Here is an 18,204-nt window from a genome sequence, read left to right on the forward strand (position 1 = left end):
TTAATATGTAAAAGTGGTAAACTATCAATTAAAAATATAATAGTGTGGGGGAAAGTTAGTTGGAGAGTACAAACTTTGAAGAATATGATGACCCGAATTTATACGATCGAGAGAATGAAAAATATAAAATGGACATCCCGTTTCTATTAAAATGGGCGAAGAAAACAACAGGTCCCATTATCGATTTAGCATGTGGTACTGGAAGAGCAACGATACCACTTGCTTTAGAAGGGTTTGAGCTTATAGGTGTGGATGTGTATCGCGCAATGTTAGAAAAAGCAAAGCAAAAATCAAAAACACTACCTGTACACATTGACTGGGTGGAACAAGATTGCACGAAGTTAGATTTACGATTATCAAGTAATTTTATTTATTCAGTTGGAAATTCATTTCAACATTTTCTTACTAATGAGGCGCAAGATGCATTTTTGACTTCAGTAAATAACCATTTACAAACCGGGGGAATATTTATTTTTGGCACGCGATTTCCGTCAATGGATGAATTATTTGTGTCAGGAAAAGAGGAGTATTGGAGAAGTGATACGGACGATGTAACAAAAAATAAGATAGACATTTATATGAAAAGTGAATATGATCCATTCACACAAGTTCAACATAATATAACTATTCGTAAGTGGATAAACAAATTTGGAGAGGTAGTGGATGAGAAAAGAACGAATATTCGCTTGCGCTTTGTATTCCCGCAAGAAATGGAGCGGATTTTGGAGGGAAATGGATTTGAGATTTTACATGTATACGCTGATTGGAAAGAGTCCCCTGTACAGCAAAATAGCAATGAATTAATTTATGTATGTAAAAAGAAATAACCTAATTAAAATGGGGTATTGTTTGTGTTCATTTGTGTTAGGGAATATTGGGACTAACAGAATATCTAGAGGAGCGTTCTATTTCAGACGTGCATCAAATAAAATAAATACTAGAAATTTTAATGAAGTATGGTAAGTGAGTGATCTCTATAAAAAATAAGACTGTTGAATTAATTGTGTGAATGATGCTAAAATTAATGTAAGTTTTAATATAATGGAAGGAGGTAATTTTATTGGGATTGAAAGAGAAAAATGATTACTTGAAAGTGAATAATGCTAAAGAATTACTTCACGCTTTAAAAAATAAAGAATCTCACATTCTCATCGGGGGAGACTTTAAAAAAGAATTTGTGGAAAATACGCAATTACCACTTTCAGAAAATGAACGAATGGGCTTTGACTTGGGATTCCAAGGTACTGCAGGAATTTGGAGTGAAATATTTTATCAAATAATCAATGTAGCTGGTAAGGGAAGCAAACAGCAGAAGAAAATTGATAGTAAAATACGCAATTACAACTTAAATAAGTTAAATGAAAATGAAATTCTCTTATCACTGCGTCAATTGGAATATTGAGTTATGCAGCAAATGAAGAATTCTCATTCCCTTCAATAAAACGAAGATTCTTCATCTTGCTGCTGTGTAAGGAACATGACTACTCTCGAGCAGTTCCACTAGATCCTATTAAAGAGAGGGTTTCATATTAATCATATGAATTGATCCTCTTATTTGATATCATGTCCTTTCCCTTAGAGAGGGATTTAATTGATGAAACATATCTTCATAACCGGCTCCATCATCTTCAATCGTTAAGTCCACTTTACTTTCACAGACAGGTTGCCTTTTATAAACTTTTAATATAAATATATCGTTTCAAATGAAAATATAGACAACTATTTTGGCAATAGATATTATTATGTTAGGTATTTATTTATCTTTATGAAGCGAAAATGGGAGGAAGCAGTAATGCAATACTTATTATTTTATTGATACGGGCTTGATTGATAAGCTCGTATCGATATTGCTATCGATACGAAATGATAAAATTTCGGGAGGTAGCAAATATGGAACAAATATGTTTTGAATTAGAAAATGTTGAAATTACTTATTTAGATAAAGAAATTTTAAAAATTGACCGATTAGCCATTCATCAATTTGATCGTATCGGAATAGTAGGTAAAAACGGTGCAGGAAAAAGTACCATTTTGAACTTATTAGCAGGAAATATGGAGCCAACAAAAGGGAAGGTATTACGTCATGTTGAGTTCGGATATTTTGAACAACTTGAAGTACCATCATCTCTTGAGGCTGACCCAGCATGGATTGGTAAATTGGAAATTCCAAAGAATTCGGCTCAACTAAGTGGAGGCGAAAAAACTAGATTAAAACTTGCACAGTTATTTACTCATTATTATGAGTCATTACTAATAGATGAACCGACAACGCACTTGGATCAGGATGGAATATCTTTTTTATTAGAAGAACTTCGCTATTATTATGGTGCGCTCGTATTAATTAGTCATGACCGTGCTATACTAGACGAATTGGTCACGACGATATGGGAAATTCATGAGGGCAAGGTACATGTTTATTCAGGAAATTATAGTGAATACATGGTGCAAAAAGAGTTAGAACTTGAACAACAGCAACAAGCCCATGAACAGTTCATTAAAGAAAGAAAACGGCTCGAAAATGCGGCGCAGGAAAAAATGAAAAAAGCGCAGAAAGTTGCCCAAGCAGGGAGAATGTCAAAAAGAGAAGCCAATGCGAAACCAAATAAATCGTTTATGACAAAATCTAAAGGTACAAGCCAAAAAGCTATGCAACGTGCAGCAAAGGCGATTGAGAATCGAATGGAAAAGCTCGAGGAAGTCAAAGCTGTTAAAGAAGATAGACCTATTGTATTCTATCAATCAAAAGCAATCGAACTGCATAATAAATTCCCTATTATGGCAGATCGATATACATTAAAATGTGCGAATACTGCATTGCTAGAAGAAGTTAGTTTTCAGTTCCCACTGGGTCAGAAAATCGCGATAACGGGTAGTAATGGTAGTGGTAAAAGTACATTGTTAAATGAAATTGCAAATAAGGATGATAAACTTATCATTTCACCGAAAGCAAAAATAGGATATTTTAGACAAATGAGCTATCAATTTACTACCGATGAAACAGTATTACAATTTGTGGTAAATCGATCAAAATATGAAAGGTCTTTTTTGAGAAGTATTTTACATGCGATGCAGTTTGTGGGTACAGATATACAAAAAAGTGTTAAGTCATTAAGTGGTGGGGAAGCAATTCGACTCCAACTTTGCCAAGTATTTTTAGGAGAATACAATATACTCTTATTAGATGAACCAACTAACTTTTTGGATATCCACGCTATTAAAGCATTAGAAACCTTTATTACTGGATATCGTGGCACTATTCTATTTGTCTCACATGATAAAAGGTTTATAGAAAATGTAGCTGATTTACAATTCGCTATTCATGATAGGAAATTAAAACAAATTTATTATTAATATTTAGGAGAACCGCCATGTTTGGCGGTTCTTACTCTTTCTGATTTCATAATAAAAAATCTACATGCATTCCAAAAAGGCCTCGGAATAGTGAACGATACATGTAACCTTTTGAGGGGGTCAGACCCTTTTGACCTCGCCTCCTAAGTAAAAACTTCATATCCATTCATTATAAAAACAATTACAAGGGAGATGAATTAGCTAATATTAGCATCCATTTCATATGCTTTTTGTAAACGTCGTGTTATAGAACCGGGCTTACCGTCACGAATAGTTTCTCCATCAACAGTAATGATTGGCAAAACTTCCGATGTTGTACTCGTTAAAAATAATTCGTCTGCATCTTGAATGTCATCTAACATAAAGGCCTCTTCTACAAAAGGTATATCTAAATCTTTTGCAAAACGTTCAACCGCCATACGGACACAACCATGCAAAATTTGTTTTGTTGTCGGATGCGTATATATCGTGCCGTCTTTTACAAGATATACATTGGATGAACTACACTCCGTAACTTTACCATCTTTGTGTAAAATTGCTTCATAACAGTTTTTTTCTTTTGCAGTCTGTTTTGCTAGTACATTCGGTAGCAAGTTTAAACTTTTAATAAAACAATATTCCCAACGAATGTCTTCGTGTGTCAAAACAGAAACCCCTTGTTGCAAATTGACTAGATTACGATCTAAATTTTGTACGTAAGCATAGACATTTGCTACTACTCCTTTAGGAAAAACATGATCACGCGGGGCTGATCCACGTGTGGCCTGTAAGTATACTTTTCCGTCCGTTTTCATATCATTTCTTTTTAATAATTCGAGTAGAGATGCGATTAATTGCTCATTTGTAAATGGTAGTGCAAGTTTAATCGCTTCTGCAGAGCGAAATAACCTGTCAACATGTTCTTTTAATAAATGATACGTACCACGATAAACACGGATGACTTCATAAACACCATCACCAAATTGCAATCCTCGTTCTTCAAATGGATAGCTCAAATTATCGCGATGAATAAATTTAGATTGTGATAAAACAACTGGATAAACAGTCAAGCTTTTCTCCCCCTTTAATCTTATATTTTATATATGTTAGAAAAGAAAGTAAATGATATGTTTACCATAACATATGCAAATAAAGTAGAAATGTACGGTAGCTAATATTTTCCAGTTGAAATTTCATTTTATAGGGCGTATAATTTTTGTTATAAATTTTAATTGAATGTACATGATGCGGGTGTAGTTTAGTGGTAAAACTTCAGCTTCCCAAGCTGACATCGAGGGTTCGATTCCCTTCACCCGCTCCATACTTATGTGCTAACGCAGTGTTTCGCAAATATATCGAAGCGTTGCGTTTTTTTATGGCATAAACACTAAACTTGATATGAACAAATTATCAATAGTATGCTTATATCAATCATCATAGACTGCACGTTAAAAGCAGAACTTTTATTATAAAAATAATAAAAAGAGAGGAGTGAGGAAACGTGAATGTCGAAGAATTAAAACAAAAAGTTATAGCATATAGTAAAGAAATTGGTATTGATAAAATTGGCTTTACAACAGCAGATGTGTTCGGTGAATTAAAGGAACGACTCCGAAGACAGGAAGAACTCCAATACCAATCAGGTTTTGAAAAAGGAACGATTGAAGAAAGGACAGAACCACGTAGACTTTTACCAGAGGCTCAATCCATCATTGCCATTGCGTTAGCCTATCCTACCCGAATGAAAAATGCCCCTAGAGGGACAAAAGAAGAAAGGCGCGGAATATTTTGTCGGGCATCATGGGGGACAGACTATCATGTTGTTCTGCGCGAACGATTAAAAAAGCTTTCTGACTATATTAAGGAACTTGTACCAGATGCGATTACAAAGGAAATGGTTGATACAGGTGAGTTATCTGATCGCGCAGTTGCTGAGCGAGCTGGTATTGGATTCAGTGGCAAAAATTGTTCTATTATTACACCAGAATTTGGATCATTTGTATATTTAGGAGAAATGATAACAAATATTCCGTTTCCTCCTGATTCTCCAATCGAGGATAGTTGTGGGGATTGTAGAAAATGTATCGATGCATGTCCAACAGGGGCACTTGTGCAAGGCGGACAGTTAAATGCACAAAGATGTCTAGCATTTTTAACGCAGACAAAGTCCTTTTTAGCAGATGAATTTCGTGTAGAATTAGGTAATCGTCTGTACGGTTGTGACACATGCCAACAAGTTTGCCCACGAAATAAACAGATTGATTTTCATCATCATCCAGAATTTGAGCCTGATCCAGAACTTGCAAAACCGAAACTAAAGCCATTTTTAAAAATGTCGAATCGTGAGTTTAAAGAAAAGTTTGGTGAGGTATCTGGATCATGGAGAGGGAAAAAGCCGATTCAACGTAATGCGATGATTGCACTAGCACATTTTAAAGATAAAACAGCAGTCAATGATTTAATCGATGTCATGAAGCATGATGTAAGACCAGATATTCGTGGTACTGCTGCTTGGACCTTAGGGAAAATTGGCACGGAAGATGCATTTGTCGCGATTGAAATGGCGATGGAAAAGGAAACAGACCCACAAGTATTATATGAGATGGAAAAAGGATTACAATTCCAAAATGTGTAACAAATATGGGAGTGGGATGTATCGTGTCTGAAATTTATTATGAGGAGATGGCCTCTCCAATAGGTCCATTATTATTGCTTAAATATGAAGGCAAAATCATACGAATCGATTTTGGAATTCTTGCAGATTTAGAGGTGGAATTGGCAATATGGTTGGATAGGTTTGTTCCTGTGGATAAATATACATTTAAGCATGATGCTAGTCAGTTTGAACAGGAACTAATTCAACTTGATAGTTATTTTACAAAGCGAACGACTCATTTTCAAATGGATTATCAATTGTTTGGTACACCATTTCAACAAAAGGTTTGGGAAAAACTTGTAGAAGAAATTCCATATGGCCAAATGAAATCTTATAAAGATATTGCCATAGCAATTGGTAATGTAAAAGCTGTACGCGCGATTGGTGGTGCCGTCAATAAAAATCCATTATCAATTGTAGTTCCATGTCACCGTGTAGTCGGTGCAACTGGCAAGTTAGTTGGCTATAATGGCGGGCTTGACAAAAAGGAGTTTTTACTACAGTTAGAACTTGAAAAAGTCTTACAAAGTAATTTTAATGGATGAACGGTGATAAAAATGATGCTACGAGAGATATTTCTTTATGTTCCCTTCATATAATGTGCGAGGAGGGGAATTTTCTTATGGAAATTTTACAGCAATATTGGATGGATTCATTTAATAATGTCCAGTTAAGTAAACGACAGGATGATTGGTGGAGTCGATTAGACAATTTGTGTAAAAAGCGAAATGCTGAGATTGTAAAAATTAATGGTCAAGGACATATTTTTCATCAATTACGCCAAGAAAATATAGATACATGTCATTATCAGATGCACCTTACTTTTTTAATTAAACAAGATGAACATCTTTATGTTGAAGAGCGAGTCACTCCATTTACTTGTACGATTAGAGACGGCAATATTGTGAAGCATGAAGAGATTTTGAATGTTGATCATACAAGTGAAGACTCTGTAAATGCAAAAGCAATGGAATTAGTAACAGATTCAACCCAAGTGTCGGAACGCTTCACTTATAATCGACAGCAGGCAGTACAATATGCGGAGCACTGGTGGAATAGTTATAATCCAACTTATCGTGTATTTGATGTTGATTGCACAAATTTTATATCACAATGTCTTCATGCCGGTGGGGCACCAATGTGGGGAACGCCAAATCGGTCAAAAGGTTGGTGGTATCAAGGCAATAATTGGAGCTATAGTTGGGCTGTTGCTCATAGCATGCGGTGGTATTTAAGCGGAGCAACACAGGGTGTAAAAGGGGTAGAGATGGAAAGTCCCGAAGAACTATTGCCAGGGGATGTAATTTGTTATGACTTTCAAGGTGATGGCAGATGGGATCATACAACCATTGTTGTAGCAAAAGATGCATATGGCATGCCTCTTGTTAATGCACATACAGATAATAGCCGACACAGGTATTGGTCTTACGAAGATTCGACTGCTTGGACGCCAAATATAAAATATAAGTTTTTCCATATACAAAGTGTTACCTAATTCATGTTATAATAGAGAAGTTAAAGTTTATGTAAGAAGATGTTTCTTAAAACTGAATGGTTCGTATTCTTCAATAAGAATGTAATAATGGAGGGTTCAATTGTTCAGATTTTTGAACATCGGTTAGAAGGAGAAATGGTAAGTGAGTATACATGTAGTATTATTTCAACCAGAAATACCAGCAAATACTGGAAATATTGCACGGACATGTTTAGCAACTGATACGACTTTACATCTTATTCATCCACTTGGTTTTTCTCTCGATGATAAAATGGTTCGACGTGCAGGTCTTGATTATTGGAAGCATGTCGACGTAAAAGAACATGATTCAATAGAAGCATTGTATCAGGAATTTCCTGAAGGTATTTTTTATTATATTGAAAACTTTGGTACGAAACATTACACGGATTATGACTTCAATAAGTCGGATGCTGATTTATTTTTTGTCTTTGGACGTGAATCAAGTGGCATTCCCAAGGAGCTGCTTGTTGGAAAAGAAGATCATTGTTTACGAATTCATATGAATGATAAAGTTCGTTCGTTGAATTTATCTAATACAGCTGCAATCTTGATTTATGAAGTGTTGCGTCAACAAGGATTTCCAAATTTAACATAAGTTTAAAACCGCCATCCCATGAGATGACGGTTTTTCTTTACTCTGTAGTATTACTGATTATCTTTTGGTACTCCAGGTTTTGCTTCATAGCCTGATGTAAAGAATGATGTAATGAATGTGAGAATTACTCCCATAATGAGTGCTAATTTCATATGAGCAGCCTCCCTTAAATGATGTGTATGTACTTAGGTTACGCCTAATATGAATGTACTATTCATACTTATCATTCCTCATTATAACGGAAAAGATTCAAATTGTGAACTAAGAGTGTTAAAACAATCAGTTTTTTTATATTAAAAATCCACTAGCTATGTACCGAGAGAAGCCTTGTCAAAGCGCATTCTGACTAAACCCCACTAACAATGTACCGAGAGAAGCCTTGTCAAAGCGCATTCTGACTAAACCCCACTAACAATATGCCGAGAGAAGCCCTATCAAGGCGCATTCTGACTAAACCCCACTAACAATGTACCGAGAGAAGCCTTATCAAAGCGCATTCGCACCACCCTCCGCTCACAATGTGCCGAGAGAAGCCTTATCAAAGCAGATTCGTACCACCCTCCGCTCACAATGTGCCGAGAGAAGCCCTATCAAGGCGCATTCTGACTAAACCCCACTAACAATGTACCGAGAGAAGCCTTATCAAAGCGCATTCGTACCACCCTCCGCTCACAATGTGCCGAGAGGAGCCCTATCAAAGCAGATTTGCACCATCCTCCGCTAACAATGTACCGAGAGAAGCCATATCAAGGCGCATTCGCACCACCCCCCACTAACAATGTACCGAGAGAAGCCTTGTCAAAGCGCATTCTGACTAAACCCCACTAACAATGTACCGAGAGAAGCCGTATCAAGGCGCATTCTGACCAAACCCCACTAACAACGCGCCAAGAGAAGCCTTGTCAAAGCAGATTCGCACCCTCCTCCGTTCACAATGTGCCAAGAGAAGCCTTGTCAAGGCGCATTCTGGTCAAACCCCACTAACAATGTGCCGAGAGAAGCCGTATCAAGGCGCATTCTGACCAAACCCCACTAACAATGTACCGAGAGAAGCCTTGTCAAGGCGCATTCGTACCACCCTCCGCTCACAATGTGCCAAGAGAAGCCTTGTCAAGGCGCATTCTGGTCAAACCCCACTAACAATGTGCCGAGAGAAGCCGTATCAAGGCGCATTCTGACCAAACCCCACTAACAATGTACCGAGAGAAGCCTTGTCAAAGCAGATTCGCACCCTCCTCCGCTCACAATGTACCGAGAGAAGCCGTATCAAGGCGCATTCTGACCAAACCCCACTAACAATGTACCGAGAGAAGCCTTGTCAAAGCAGATTTGCACCCTCCTCCGCTCACAATGTGCCGAGAGAAGCCGTATCAAGGCGCATTCTGACCAAACCCCACTAACAATGTACCGAGAGAAGCCTTGTCAAGGCGCATTCTGACCAAACCCCACTAACAATGTACCGAGAGAAGCCTTATCAAAGCAGATTCGCACCCTCCTCCGTTCACAATGTGCCGGGAGAAGCCGTATAAAAGCAGATTCGCACCCTCCTCCGCTAACAATGTACCGAGAGCGCCCTCTTCCTTATCAAAAATCCTTCTTCTAAACTAAAATGCTAACTAGCGCTAGCGCATTATGACGCTTTTTAGGATCTCAGCTATGCCTAAAACCAAATTGTCATGAATATATCAAAACAAGTACATAGGAAATTTCTGTGCAAGTCGTTTTCAAACATCAAAATGTGTCATTTAGATAAAAAATAGCTATTCTATACAAACATTGAAATTCTCAATTTAAAAACTTTCTTCGCAACCGCTTTCCAATCTATTGTTTCAACGCATAAAATAAGGTATATTAGTTGATGAAGCCATACTCTATATCTATAATGGATTTGGAGTATGGAGGAGATTGTAACATACAGATAATGTTAACTTCTAATGGGGGTATAGGATGTGGCACAGAATGACGAATCTACTGTAAGATTCTGGGGAAGATTTCATGGACCTAATATGGGGTATGTAGAAGAACAATATGAGCTATACAAAGTGGATCCGCAAGCAGTTGATCCATCAATAAAGGAAATTTTTGATCAATATGGGGCCCCTATATGGATGCATCAAAGACAAATTTCAATGCAAGAAGGAAGTGCAGTACCTTCTGAAAACGATGTTAAAAGACTTACCTCAGCGATGAAACTTGTTGAGGCTGTTCGTCGTTTTGGAAATTTAGAAGCAAATATATACCCAGTTGGTCGTAATAAAAATCGTGAGTCATCATTAGTTGACCCTAACACTTATGGTCTGACTGAAGCTGATTTACAACAGATACCTGCTTCGTGGCTATGGGAGAAAGCGCCAAGCCATGTTGAAAACGGCTTAGATGTAATAAAAGAACTACGTAAATATTATACTGGAACAATTACGTATGAATATGATCACGTAAACAGTCAAGAAGAACGTGAATGGTTATTAGAAAAAATTGAGACAGAACATGCAACTGTATCTTTATCTGCTGATGAGAAAAAACAATTACTTGCGCGACTAACTGATGTGGAAGGTTTTGAAAACTTCTTACAAAAGACATTTGTTGGGCAAAAACGTTTCTCCATTGAAGGTTTAGAAGCAATGGTACCGATGCTAGATCATATTGTTAAATATGCGTCTCAAGATAAAATCGAAAATATTATGATGGGAATGGCCCACCGTGGTCGTTTAAGTGTGTTGGCACATGTATTAGGAAAGCCGATTGATAAAATATTTTCAGAATTTCATCACTCACCAAATAAGGAACTGATTCCATCAGAAGGTTCAAAGGGAATAAATTATGGTTGGACTGGTGATGTGAAATACCATTTTGGAGCTGTAAGGGAAGTAACTGGTGGAGATGTGGCAACGACGAAAATAATGATGGCACATAATCCTTCACATCTAGAGTTTGTGAACCCTGTTGTAGAAGGAATTGCACGTGCAGCTCAAGATGAACGCACAGAGCCTGGCTATCCAACACAAGATGTTACAAAGGCAATTCCAGTTGTTATCCATGGAGATGCAGCATTTATTGGTGAGGGTGTTGTTGCAGAAACGTTAAATTTAAGTGGTTTGCCTGGATATAAAACGGGTGGTACGATTCATATTATTGCAAATAACCTTGTAGGTTACACAACGGATCAAGAGGATGGTCGTTCGACAACGTATGCGAGTGATTTAGCAAAAGGATTCGAAATTCCGGTTATTCACGTAAACGCAGATGATCCAGTTGCATGTATTTCGGCAATTAAACTAGCGTATGAATATCGTCAAGCATTTCATAAAGATTTTTTAATTGACTTAGTCGGATATCGTCGCTACGGTCATAACGAAATGGATGAGCCGAGAGTAACACAACCGAAATTGTATGAGCAAATTGACCAACATCCAACTGCAGCAAATGTTTTTGCTAGTAAACTAGTTGATGAAGGTGTCATTGTCGAAGCGGACTTCGCAAAAATGGTCGAAAATCGTGAGAAAGAACTAAAACATATCTATGATAGTATGTCAGAGCAAGATGCTAGTAAACTAGAACCGCAGTTTATGCCTGATGCACTCAATCATGATTTAAGTGAATTTGAAACCGCTGTACCTTTAGAAGTTTTAGACAACTTAAATGAGGCAATCAATGCAAGGCCTGACGGTTTTAAACAATTTAAAGGATTAAATCGTGTTTTTAAACGTCGTAAAAACATTTTGGATGAAGGTAGCTTTGCGGAATGGGGAGCAGCTGAAGCATTAACATATGCAACTATTCTGCATGAAGGGATCCCAATTCGGATTACTGGTCAAGATACGGAACGGGGAACTTTTGCGCATCGTCATCTTGTATTACATGATGCGGATACCGGGGAAAAATATTGTCCATTACATCATTTACCAGAAGTGAAAGCTTCTTTTGATATTCGTAATAGCCCATTATCAGAAACTGGTGTACTTGGTTTTGAATACGGTTATAGTATTCATTCACCGGAAACATTAGTAATTTGGGAAGCGCAGTTTGGAGATTTTTCTAACGCAGCACAAGTAATTTTTGATCAATTTATTTCTTCTGCACGGGCAAAATGGGGAGACATTTCCAACATGGTCATGTTGTTACCACATGGTTATGAGGGGCAAGGACCGGAGCACTCGAGTGCAAGACTGGAACGTTTCTTACAACTATCTGCAGAGAATAACTGGACAGTTGCAAATGTGACATCAGCAGCGCAGTTTTTCCATTTGATGCGCCGTCAAGCAGCTTTAAAGGGACGCGAAGAAGCAAGACCACTTATTATGATGACACCAAAGAGCGGACTATTAAGAAGCCAACGAATTGCATCGACAGCTGAAGAATTTGTGCACGGGAAATTTGAACCAATCCGTAATCAGCCTAATCTAAAAGTTAGTAAGAAAAATGCAAAACGATTAATAATAGGTAGCGGAAAGGTCATGATTGATTTAGAAGAGGAATTGGAAAAATCCGAAGAGAAATACGATTGGTTACGTGTTTTACGTATGGAACAAATTTATCCATTTCCAAAAAAGGAATTGCTTCAGGAACTAAAACAATTGCCAAATTTAAAAGAAATTATCTGGTTACAAGAAGAACCGAAAAATATGGGTGCTTGGCAATTTGTTCATGAATATTTACGTGAACTTTTAGAGGGGGAGCAAAAGTTGCGTTATGTAGGTCGTCCTGATCGTTCGTCACCAGCAGTAGGAGAACCAAATATTCATAGAATTGAACAAAACCAAATTATTTTAGAAGCGATTAACCCAACAATAGGAGGAGATTCAGAGTGAAGGAAATTACAATACCAGAACTAGCAGAATCAATTACAGAGGGCACGATTTCAGAATGGCTAGTAAAAGAAGGGGACCAAATCTCAAAAGGAGACCCAGTTGTTGAACTAGAAACAGACAAAGTAAACGTCGAAGTAAACTCTGACTTTGATGGGGTCATTACCGAAATCCTCTTAGGGGAAGGTGAGGATGTAGTTGTCGGTGATGTAATCGCAAAACTTGATGAAAGTGGTAAAGCTGCTGTTACAGATGCTGCACCAGCAAAAGAAGAATCAGTAAAAGCTGAAGAAAAAGAAGTGACTCCAGCTGCTGAAAAGGTTGCTGGAGCACCAGCAGAAGATGCAAATGCAGAATTAGATATGATTGCTTCTCCGGCAGCAAGAAAACGTGCGAGGGAATTAAACATAGACCTAAGCAAAGTGACTTCAAGGGATCCATTAGGTCGGATTCGTCCAGAAGATGTTGAAGCTGCTGCGCGTGGTACACAAGAAAAAGCATCTGCACCAGCTAAAAAGGAAACACCAAAAGCAGCTGTTGAGACTGAATTTGATAAACCAGTAGAACGTGTGAAAATGTCACGTCGACGTATGACAATTGCAAATCGTTTGGTTGAAGCACAACACAATGCTGCGATGCTTACAACATTTAATGAAGTAGATTTGACAAATGTAATGAAGCTGCGTAAAGAACGCCAAGAAAACTTTGTGAAAAAGCATGATGTGAAGTTAGGTTTCATGTCATTCTTTACTAAAGCCGTCATTGGCGCATTAAAGGAATTCCCATTATTGAATGCGGAAATTCAAGGGAACGAACTCGTAATTAAAAAGTTCTATGATATTGGTATCGCCGTATCAACTGAAGAAGGACTTGTTGTACCAGTCGTACGTGATGCAGATCGTATGGATTTTGCTGGTATTGAAAAAGAAATCCGTGATTTAGGATTAAAAGCTCGTGATAATAAATTAAGCTTAAATGACCTGCAAGGTGGCACGTTTACAATTACAAACGGTGGTGTATTCGGCTCGATGATGTCGACACCGATTTTAAACGCACCACAGGTTGGAATTTTAGGCATGCATACAATTCAAAAACGTGCGATGGTTATGCCAGATGATTCAATTGAGGTACGTCCAATGATGTATCTAGCACTATCATATGACCACAGAATTGTGGATGGAAAAGATGCCGTACAATTCCTAGTACGTATTAAGCAATTATTAGAAGATCCATATGATTTATTATTAGAAGGATAATGGAAAGCGATAAAGAACCCTGTCTTCATGATGAAGGCAGGGTTTTTGCTTTTAATTCAAGAGAAAAAGATGTTGGTTATTTCTTATTTAATGGAAAAAATAAAATGGAGCATAATAAAAAATGTAAGGCTATGTTTTTTCCGGACATTTATTACGTGTGAATAGAATCAAATAATTGTTCGGGTTTTTAAACTCATTATTAGACATCCATTTATATAATGTACGGGTTTTTAAGCGAAAGTGTGTATATTTTATATGAAAATATTAGTATTACACTTGAAATTCAGGTTAAAAACGAATATTATATAACATGTTGATATAAATATTCGGAAGGCAAGGTGGCTGAAATGCAAAAGTTTTTCAAGCTCGAGGAGAAGCAAACTACAATACGGACGGAATTTATTGCAGGTATGACGACATTTTTAACAATGGTATATATCATCATTGTAAACCCGGCTATATTATCAGCTGCAGGTGTTCCTTTTGATCAAGTTTTTATGGCTACTATCATTTCAGCAGTTGTGGGGACTTTAATTATGGCTTTTGGCGCAAATTATCCGATAGCTATTGCACCTGGAATGGGATTAAATGCTTATTTTGCCAGTGTGGTAGCATCACACGGTTTATCTTATCAAGCTGTTTTTGGAGCGGTATTTGTTGCCGGACTTATTTTTATTTTATTAAGTTTAACAAAACTACGTGAAACATTGATTCAAGCGATTCCTCCTTCATTAAAATTTGGAATTACATCTGGAATTGGATTATTTATCGCTTTCCTAGGACTTAAAATGTCTGGTATTGTAATTCCAAATGAAGCTAATATGGTCGGATTTGGCGATTTACATCAACCTGTAACACTATTAACACTCGCAGGTTTGTTTATTACATTGGCGTTATTAGCAAGAAATGTAAAAGGCGCATTGTTTATTGGGATGATTATCACTGCTGTAATTGGTTATTTTACAGGTCAGTTGCATTTTACAAAGGTAACATCAATCCCACCTGTTCCAGTATTTTTTGATTTAGATGTTGCTGGAGTGTTTACGCATCATTTATATGCGGTTGTGTTTGCGTTTTTATTAGTAACGATTTTTGATACGACAGGTACAATGATTGGGGTAGCAGAGCAGGCTGGCTTTATGAAAAATGGAAAGTTACCACGTGCAAAAGCTGCATTATTAGCTGATGCAACGGCTACAACGGTAGGCTCAATGTTTGGGACAAGTCCATCAACTGCTTATGTAGAATCTACATCAGGTGTAGCAGCGGGAGGCAGAACTGGTTTAACATCCGTTGTTGTAGCAGGGTTTTTTATTCTATCGATTTTCTTCACACCGGTAATTAGTGCTATTGCTGATTTGCCAGCTATTACAGCACCAGTGTTAATAATTGTAGGTTGTTTTATGATGGAAGGCTTAGCACGAATCGACTGGAAAACATTTGATGAAGCATTTCCAGCATTTGCAATAATTTTAGCAATGCCATTAACTTCCAGCATATCTACTGGAATTTCAATTGGTTTTATTACGTATCCATTATTAAAATTAGTAAGCGGAAAAGGAAAAGATGTTCACTGGATTATTTATTTCTTTGGCGTTGTCTTTTTATTACAGATGATCTTCTTCCCCGCACATTAAAACCACCACAATCTATTATGTAGCATTTGCCCTTGTAAAATGAGGGTGAATGCTCTTTTTATGTTTAAAAATTACACGCTGTTCCATTCATATATGATGAAACTCAATCATCAATTCGTTGGCCTATAAATACTATACATAAGGATTGTTTCTATGGTCTCTCGGTTGACATACGCTTCACTTTGCTATGGATGGCTGTAGAGTCTATTCCGGGCTGTTTCCCTCCAAAATATTCACAGCATCAAGTATTTTAAAATCAAAATATATTTCATACATCATATTTATTAATCATCCGTTTATTTAGGAGGCGTATATTCTCGCTTCAAGTCCCAATAGTATACACGTGGAAGTCCCCAAAATACCCAGTATTCATGAATAAGTGATCCTCCAACGAAAATCGCCATGTTCCAGTCAATATTTTTCATCACAGCTCACCACCTTACTTCATTATATTTATTACGAATTTGTCCCATAACTAAAATTGTGACTGCTTCAAATTCCCTTTCATATATAGAAAATATTGTCACATTTGTAACTATTTTTATTTATTGCCAATCTATTTATTTATTTTACTACACGCTATATAATAGCAAGTATCTGTGTTTTAAAAACCTGATTTAACAGAAAATTATAACAGTGTGAAAGGAGTATTTCATGGTTAAGCAGAAAAGGGGATTTTTCCAACGGTCGCTTGATGGTATCGAAACTGTAGGTAATAAATTACCACATCCCGCTACATTATTTGGATTATTGGCGTTGATTGTTCTTGGATTATCAGCGATTGTGTCGATGTTTGGTATTAGCGTGGAACATCCTGGGAAACCAGGAGAAATAGTCGAAGTGAAAAACTTACTAAGTGCAGAGGGAATCGAGTACATTTTTACAAGTATGACAGATAATTTTATTGGTTTTGCGCCACTAGGTGTCGTTTTATTAACGATGTTAGGTATTGGGGTTGCAGAACGTTCAGGTTTAATTAGTGCTGTCTTACGTGGATTCGTTTTATCTGTACCTAATAGACTGATTACATTGGGGTTAGTTTTTGCTGGTGTCATGTCAAGTGTTGCATCTGATGCTGGTTATGTTGTATTGCCACCACTGGGGGCTGTTATATTTGCCGCAATAGGGCGTCATCCGTTGGCTGGTTTAGCAGCAGCATTTGCAGGGGTATCAGGAGGATTTAGTGCAAACTTATTTTTATCTGGTACAGATGCATTGTTAGGTGAACTAACTATTTCAGCAGCTTCAATTATAAATCCTGCATATGCGGAATCTATGAATATTGCAATGAACTATTATTTCATCATTGTTTCTGTTTTTCTATTAACATTAATTGGGGCATGGGTTACAGAAAAAATAGTAGAGCCTCGCCTGGGAGAATATAAAGGCGAGTATCGGGAAAAAATAGATACATTGAAAAGTGAAGAGAAAAAGGGAATTTTATGGGCTATTATTTCAATGGTAGTTGCAACTGGATTAATGGCTTTATTGGTACTTCCGGAAAATGCACCGATGCGTGGGGAAGGTAGTGGAGTAGATGCAATCATTCAATCTCCATTTATGAGTTCCCTTGTACCAATCATTACAATTTTATTCTTCATCCCAGGGCTAGTTTACGGAGTTATTACAAAATCAATACGAAATGATAAAGATGTCGCGCAACAAATGACAGACACGATGGCGTCTATGGGAATGTTTATTGTACTTGCATTTACAGCAGGGCAATTTATCGCTTACTTTAATGAATCGAATATGGGTCTTGTACTAGGTGTGTATGGTGCGGAGTTTTTAGATAGTGTAAAGTTAACAGGGATTCCATTAATTTTAATGTTTATTATCATTACCGCATTTATTAACTTATTCATTGGAAGTGCTTCAGCAAAGTGGGCAATGATGGCCCCGGTGTTTGTACCGATTATGATGGAATTAGGATATTCACCAGAACTTACCCAAATGGCCTATCGAATTGCTGATTCGTCAACGAATATTATTACACCACTTATGACATATTTTGCGATGATTATTGCATTTGCACAGAAATATGATAAGAAGATGGGAATTGGAACGATGATATCAGTGATGGTTCCATACTCACTATTTTTCTTAATTGGTTGGACAATTATGCTGATTGTTTGGATGTTATTCGGTATTGATCTTGGTCCAGCTTCATCAATTCTCTATACGAAATAATATATACTAAAATCGCCCTTATTCATTTTGAATGAGGGTTATTTTAATTAACTACGCATAGGTTCAATAATACTAAGTGTTTGCTTAAATTTTAAACATAACTTCCACAACTCGATTTTATCTCCGCCTAAAGTCTGAGGAAAATTCAATCATAAAAAGGATGCAATTCTAATCAATTAAAGTATAATGAAAGTATTATTATTTTCAAATTACTTTTAA

At 37.0% G+C, this 18,204-nt stretch carries 13 protein-coding genes and 1 tRNA gene; 12 read left to right on the forward strand and 2 right to left on the reverse strand.

The features are described from left to right. Positions 1-59: 59 nt before the first annotated feature. From ACFFIS_RS07345 to ACFFIS_RS07355, 3 genes are all read left to right on the forward strand, one after another. Positions 60-827 (forward strand): class I SAM-dependent methyltransferase, encoded by a 768-nt coding sequence (locus tag ACFFIS_RS07345; RefSeq protein WP_390186807.1) that lies wholly within the window; start codon positions 60-62, stop codon positions 825-827. Positions 828-1,060: 233 nt separating this feature from the next. After that, entirely contained in the window at positions 1,061-1,402 is a 342-nt protein-coding gene (locus tag ACFFIS_RS07350; RefSeq protein ID WP_320378553.1) for a hypothetical protein, read from the forward strand. A 488-nt stretch (positions 1,403-1,890) separates the two neighbouring features. Beyond that, entirely contained in the window at positions 1,891-3,351 is a 1,461-nt protein-coding gene (locus ACFFIS_RS07355; protein WP_320378554.1) for an Msr family ABC-F type ribosomal protection protein, read from the forward strand. Positions 3,352-3,548: 197 nt separating this feature from the next. Here ACFFIS_RS07355 and dat read toward each other — a convergent pair whose 3' ends face one another. Continuing rightward, on the reverse strand, positions 3,549-4,400 hold the full coding sequence (dat, locus tag ACFFIS_RS07360; protein WP_320378555.1) for a D-amino-acid transaminase: 852 nt from the start codon (positions 4,398-4,400) through the stop codon (positions 3,549-3,551). Positions 4,401-4,577: 177 nt separating this feature from the next. On the opposite strand from dat, the gene ACFFIS_RS07365 reads away from it, so the two are divergent. The 8 genes from ACFFIS_RS07365 to ACFFIS_RS07400 all read left to right on the forward strand — a co-directional run bounded on the left by ACFFIS_RS07365 (position 4,578) and on the right by ACFFIS_RS07400 (position 15,795). Then, positions 4,578-4,651, forward strand: a tRNA-Gly gene (locus tag ACFFIS_RS07365). Between the two features lie 180 nt (positions 4,652-4,831). After that, complete coding sequence (gene queG / locus ACFFIS_RS07370; protein WP_390186808.1) at positions 4,832-5,965, forward strand: tRNA epoxyqueuosine(34) reductase QueG; 1,134 nt, start codon at positions 4,832-4,834, stop codon at positions 5,963-5,965. Positions 5,966-5,988: 23 nt separating this feature from the next. Further along, a complete protein-coding gene (locus ACFFIS_RS07375) occupies positions 5,989-6,531 on the forward strand; it encodes a methylated-DNA--[protein]-cysteine S-methyltransferase (RefSeq protein WP_320378556.1) in 543 nt (180 codons plus the stop codon). Positions 6,532-6,608: 77 nt separating this feature from the next. Continuing rightward, complete coding sequence (locus tag ACFFIS_RS07380; RefSeq protein ID WP_320378557.1) at positions 6,609-7,481, forward strand: amidase domain-containing protein; 873 nt, start codon at positions 6,609-6,611, stop codon at positions 7,479-7,481. Between the two features lie 142 nt (positions 7,482-7,623). After that, positions 7,624-8,097 carry a tRNA (uridine(34)/cytosine(34)/5-carboxymethylaminomethyluridine(34)-2'-O)-methyltransferase TrmL gene (gene trmL, locus ACFFIS_RS07385; RefSeq protein ID WP_390186809.1) on the forward strand — a complete coding sequence of 158 codons (474 nt, stop codon included), beginning with the start codon at positions 7,624-7,626 and terminating at the stop codon, positions 8,095-8,097. A 1,949-nt stretch (positions 8,098-10,046) separates the two neighbouring features. Continuing rightward, entirely contained in the window at positions 10,047-12,905 is a 2,859-nt protein-coding gene (locus tag ACFFIS_RS07390) for a 2-oxoglutarate dehydrogenase E1 component (RefSeq protein WP_390186811.1), read from the forward strand. Further along, positions 12,902-14,158: a 2-oxoglutarate dehydrogenase complex dihydrolipoyllysine-residue succinyltransferase gene (gene odhB, locus ACFFIS_RS07395; RefSeq protein ID WP_390186812.1), complete on the forward strand. Its 1,257-nt coding sequence runs from the start codon at positions 12,902-12,904 to the stop codon at positions 14,156-14,158. The genes ACFFIS_RS07390 and odhB overlap by 4 nt, the downstream gene beginning before the upstream one ends. A gap of 347 nt (positions 14,159-14,505) precedes the next feature. After that, entirely contained in the window at positions 14,506-15,795 is a 1,290-nt protein-coding gene (locus ACFFIS_RS07400; RefSeq protein WP_320378558.1) for an NCS2 family permease, read from the forward strand. 296 nt (positions 15,796-16,091) lie between these two features. On the opposite strand, the gene ACFFIS_RS07405 is transcribed toward ACFFIS_RS07400, so the two are convergent. Then, complete coding sequence (locus tag ACFFIS_RS07405; RefSeq protein WP_390187106.1) at positions 16,092-16,223, reverse strand: hypothetical protein; 132 nt, start codon at positions 16,221-16,223, stop codon at positions 16,092-16,094. Between the two features lie 226 nt (positions 16,224-16,449). Here ACFFIS_RS07405 and ACFFIS_RS07410 point away from each other — a divergent pair, with 226 nt between their 5' ends. Then, on the forward strand, positions 16,450-17,985 hold the full coding sequence (locus ACFFIS_RS07410) for an AbgT family transporter (RefSeq protein WP_390186813.1): 1,536 nt from the start codon (positions 16,450-16,452) through the stop codon (positions 17,983-17,985). Positions 17,986-18,204 lie beyond the last annotated feature (219 nt).

Source organism: Paracerasibacillus soli, assembly GCF_042432965.1.
Lineage (GTDB): Bacteria > Bacillota > Bacilli > Bacillales > Amphibacillaceae > Paracerasibacillus > Paracerasibacillus soli.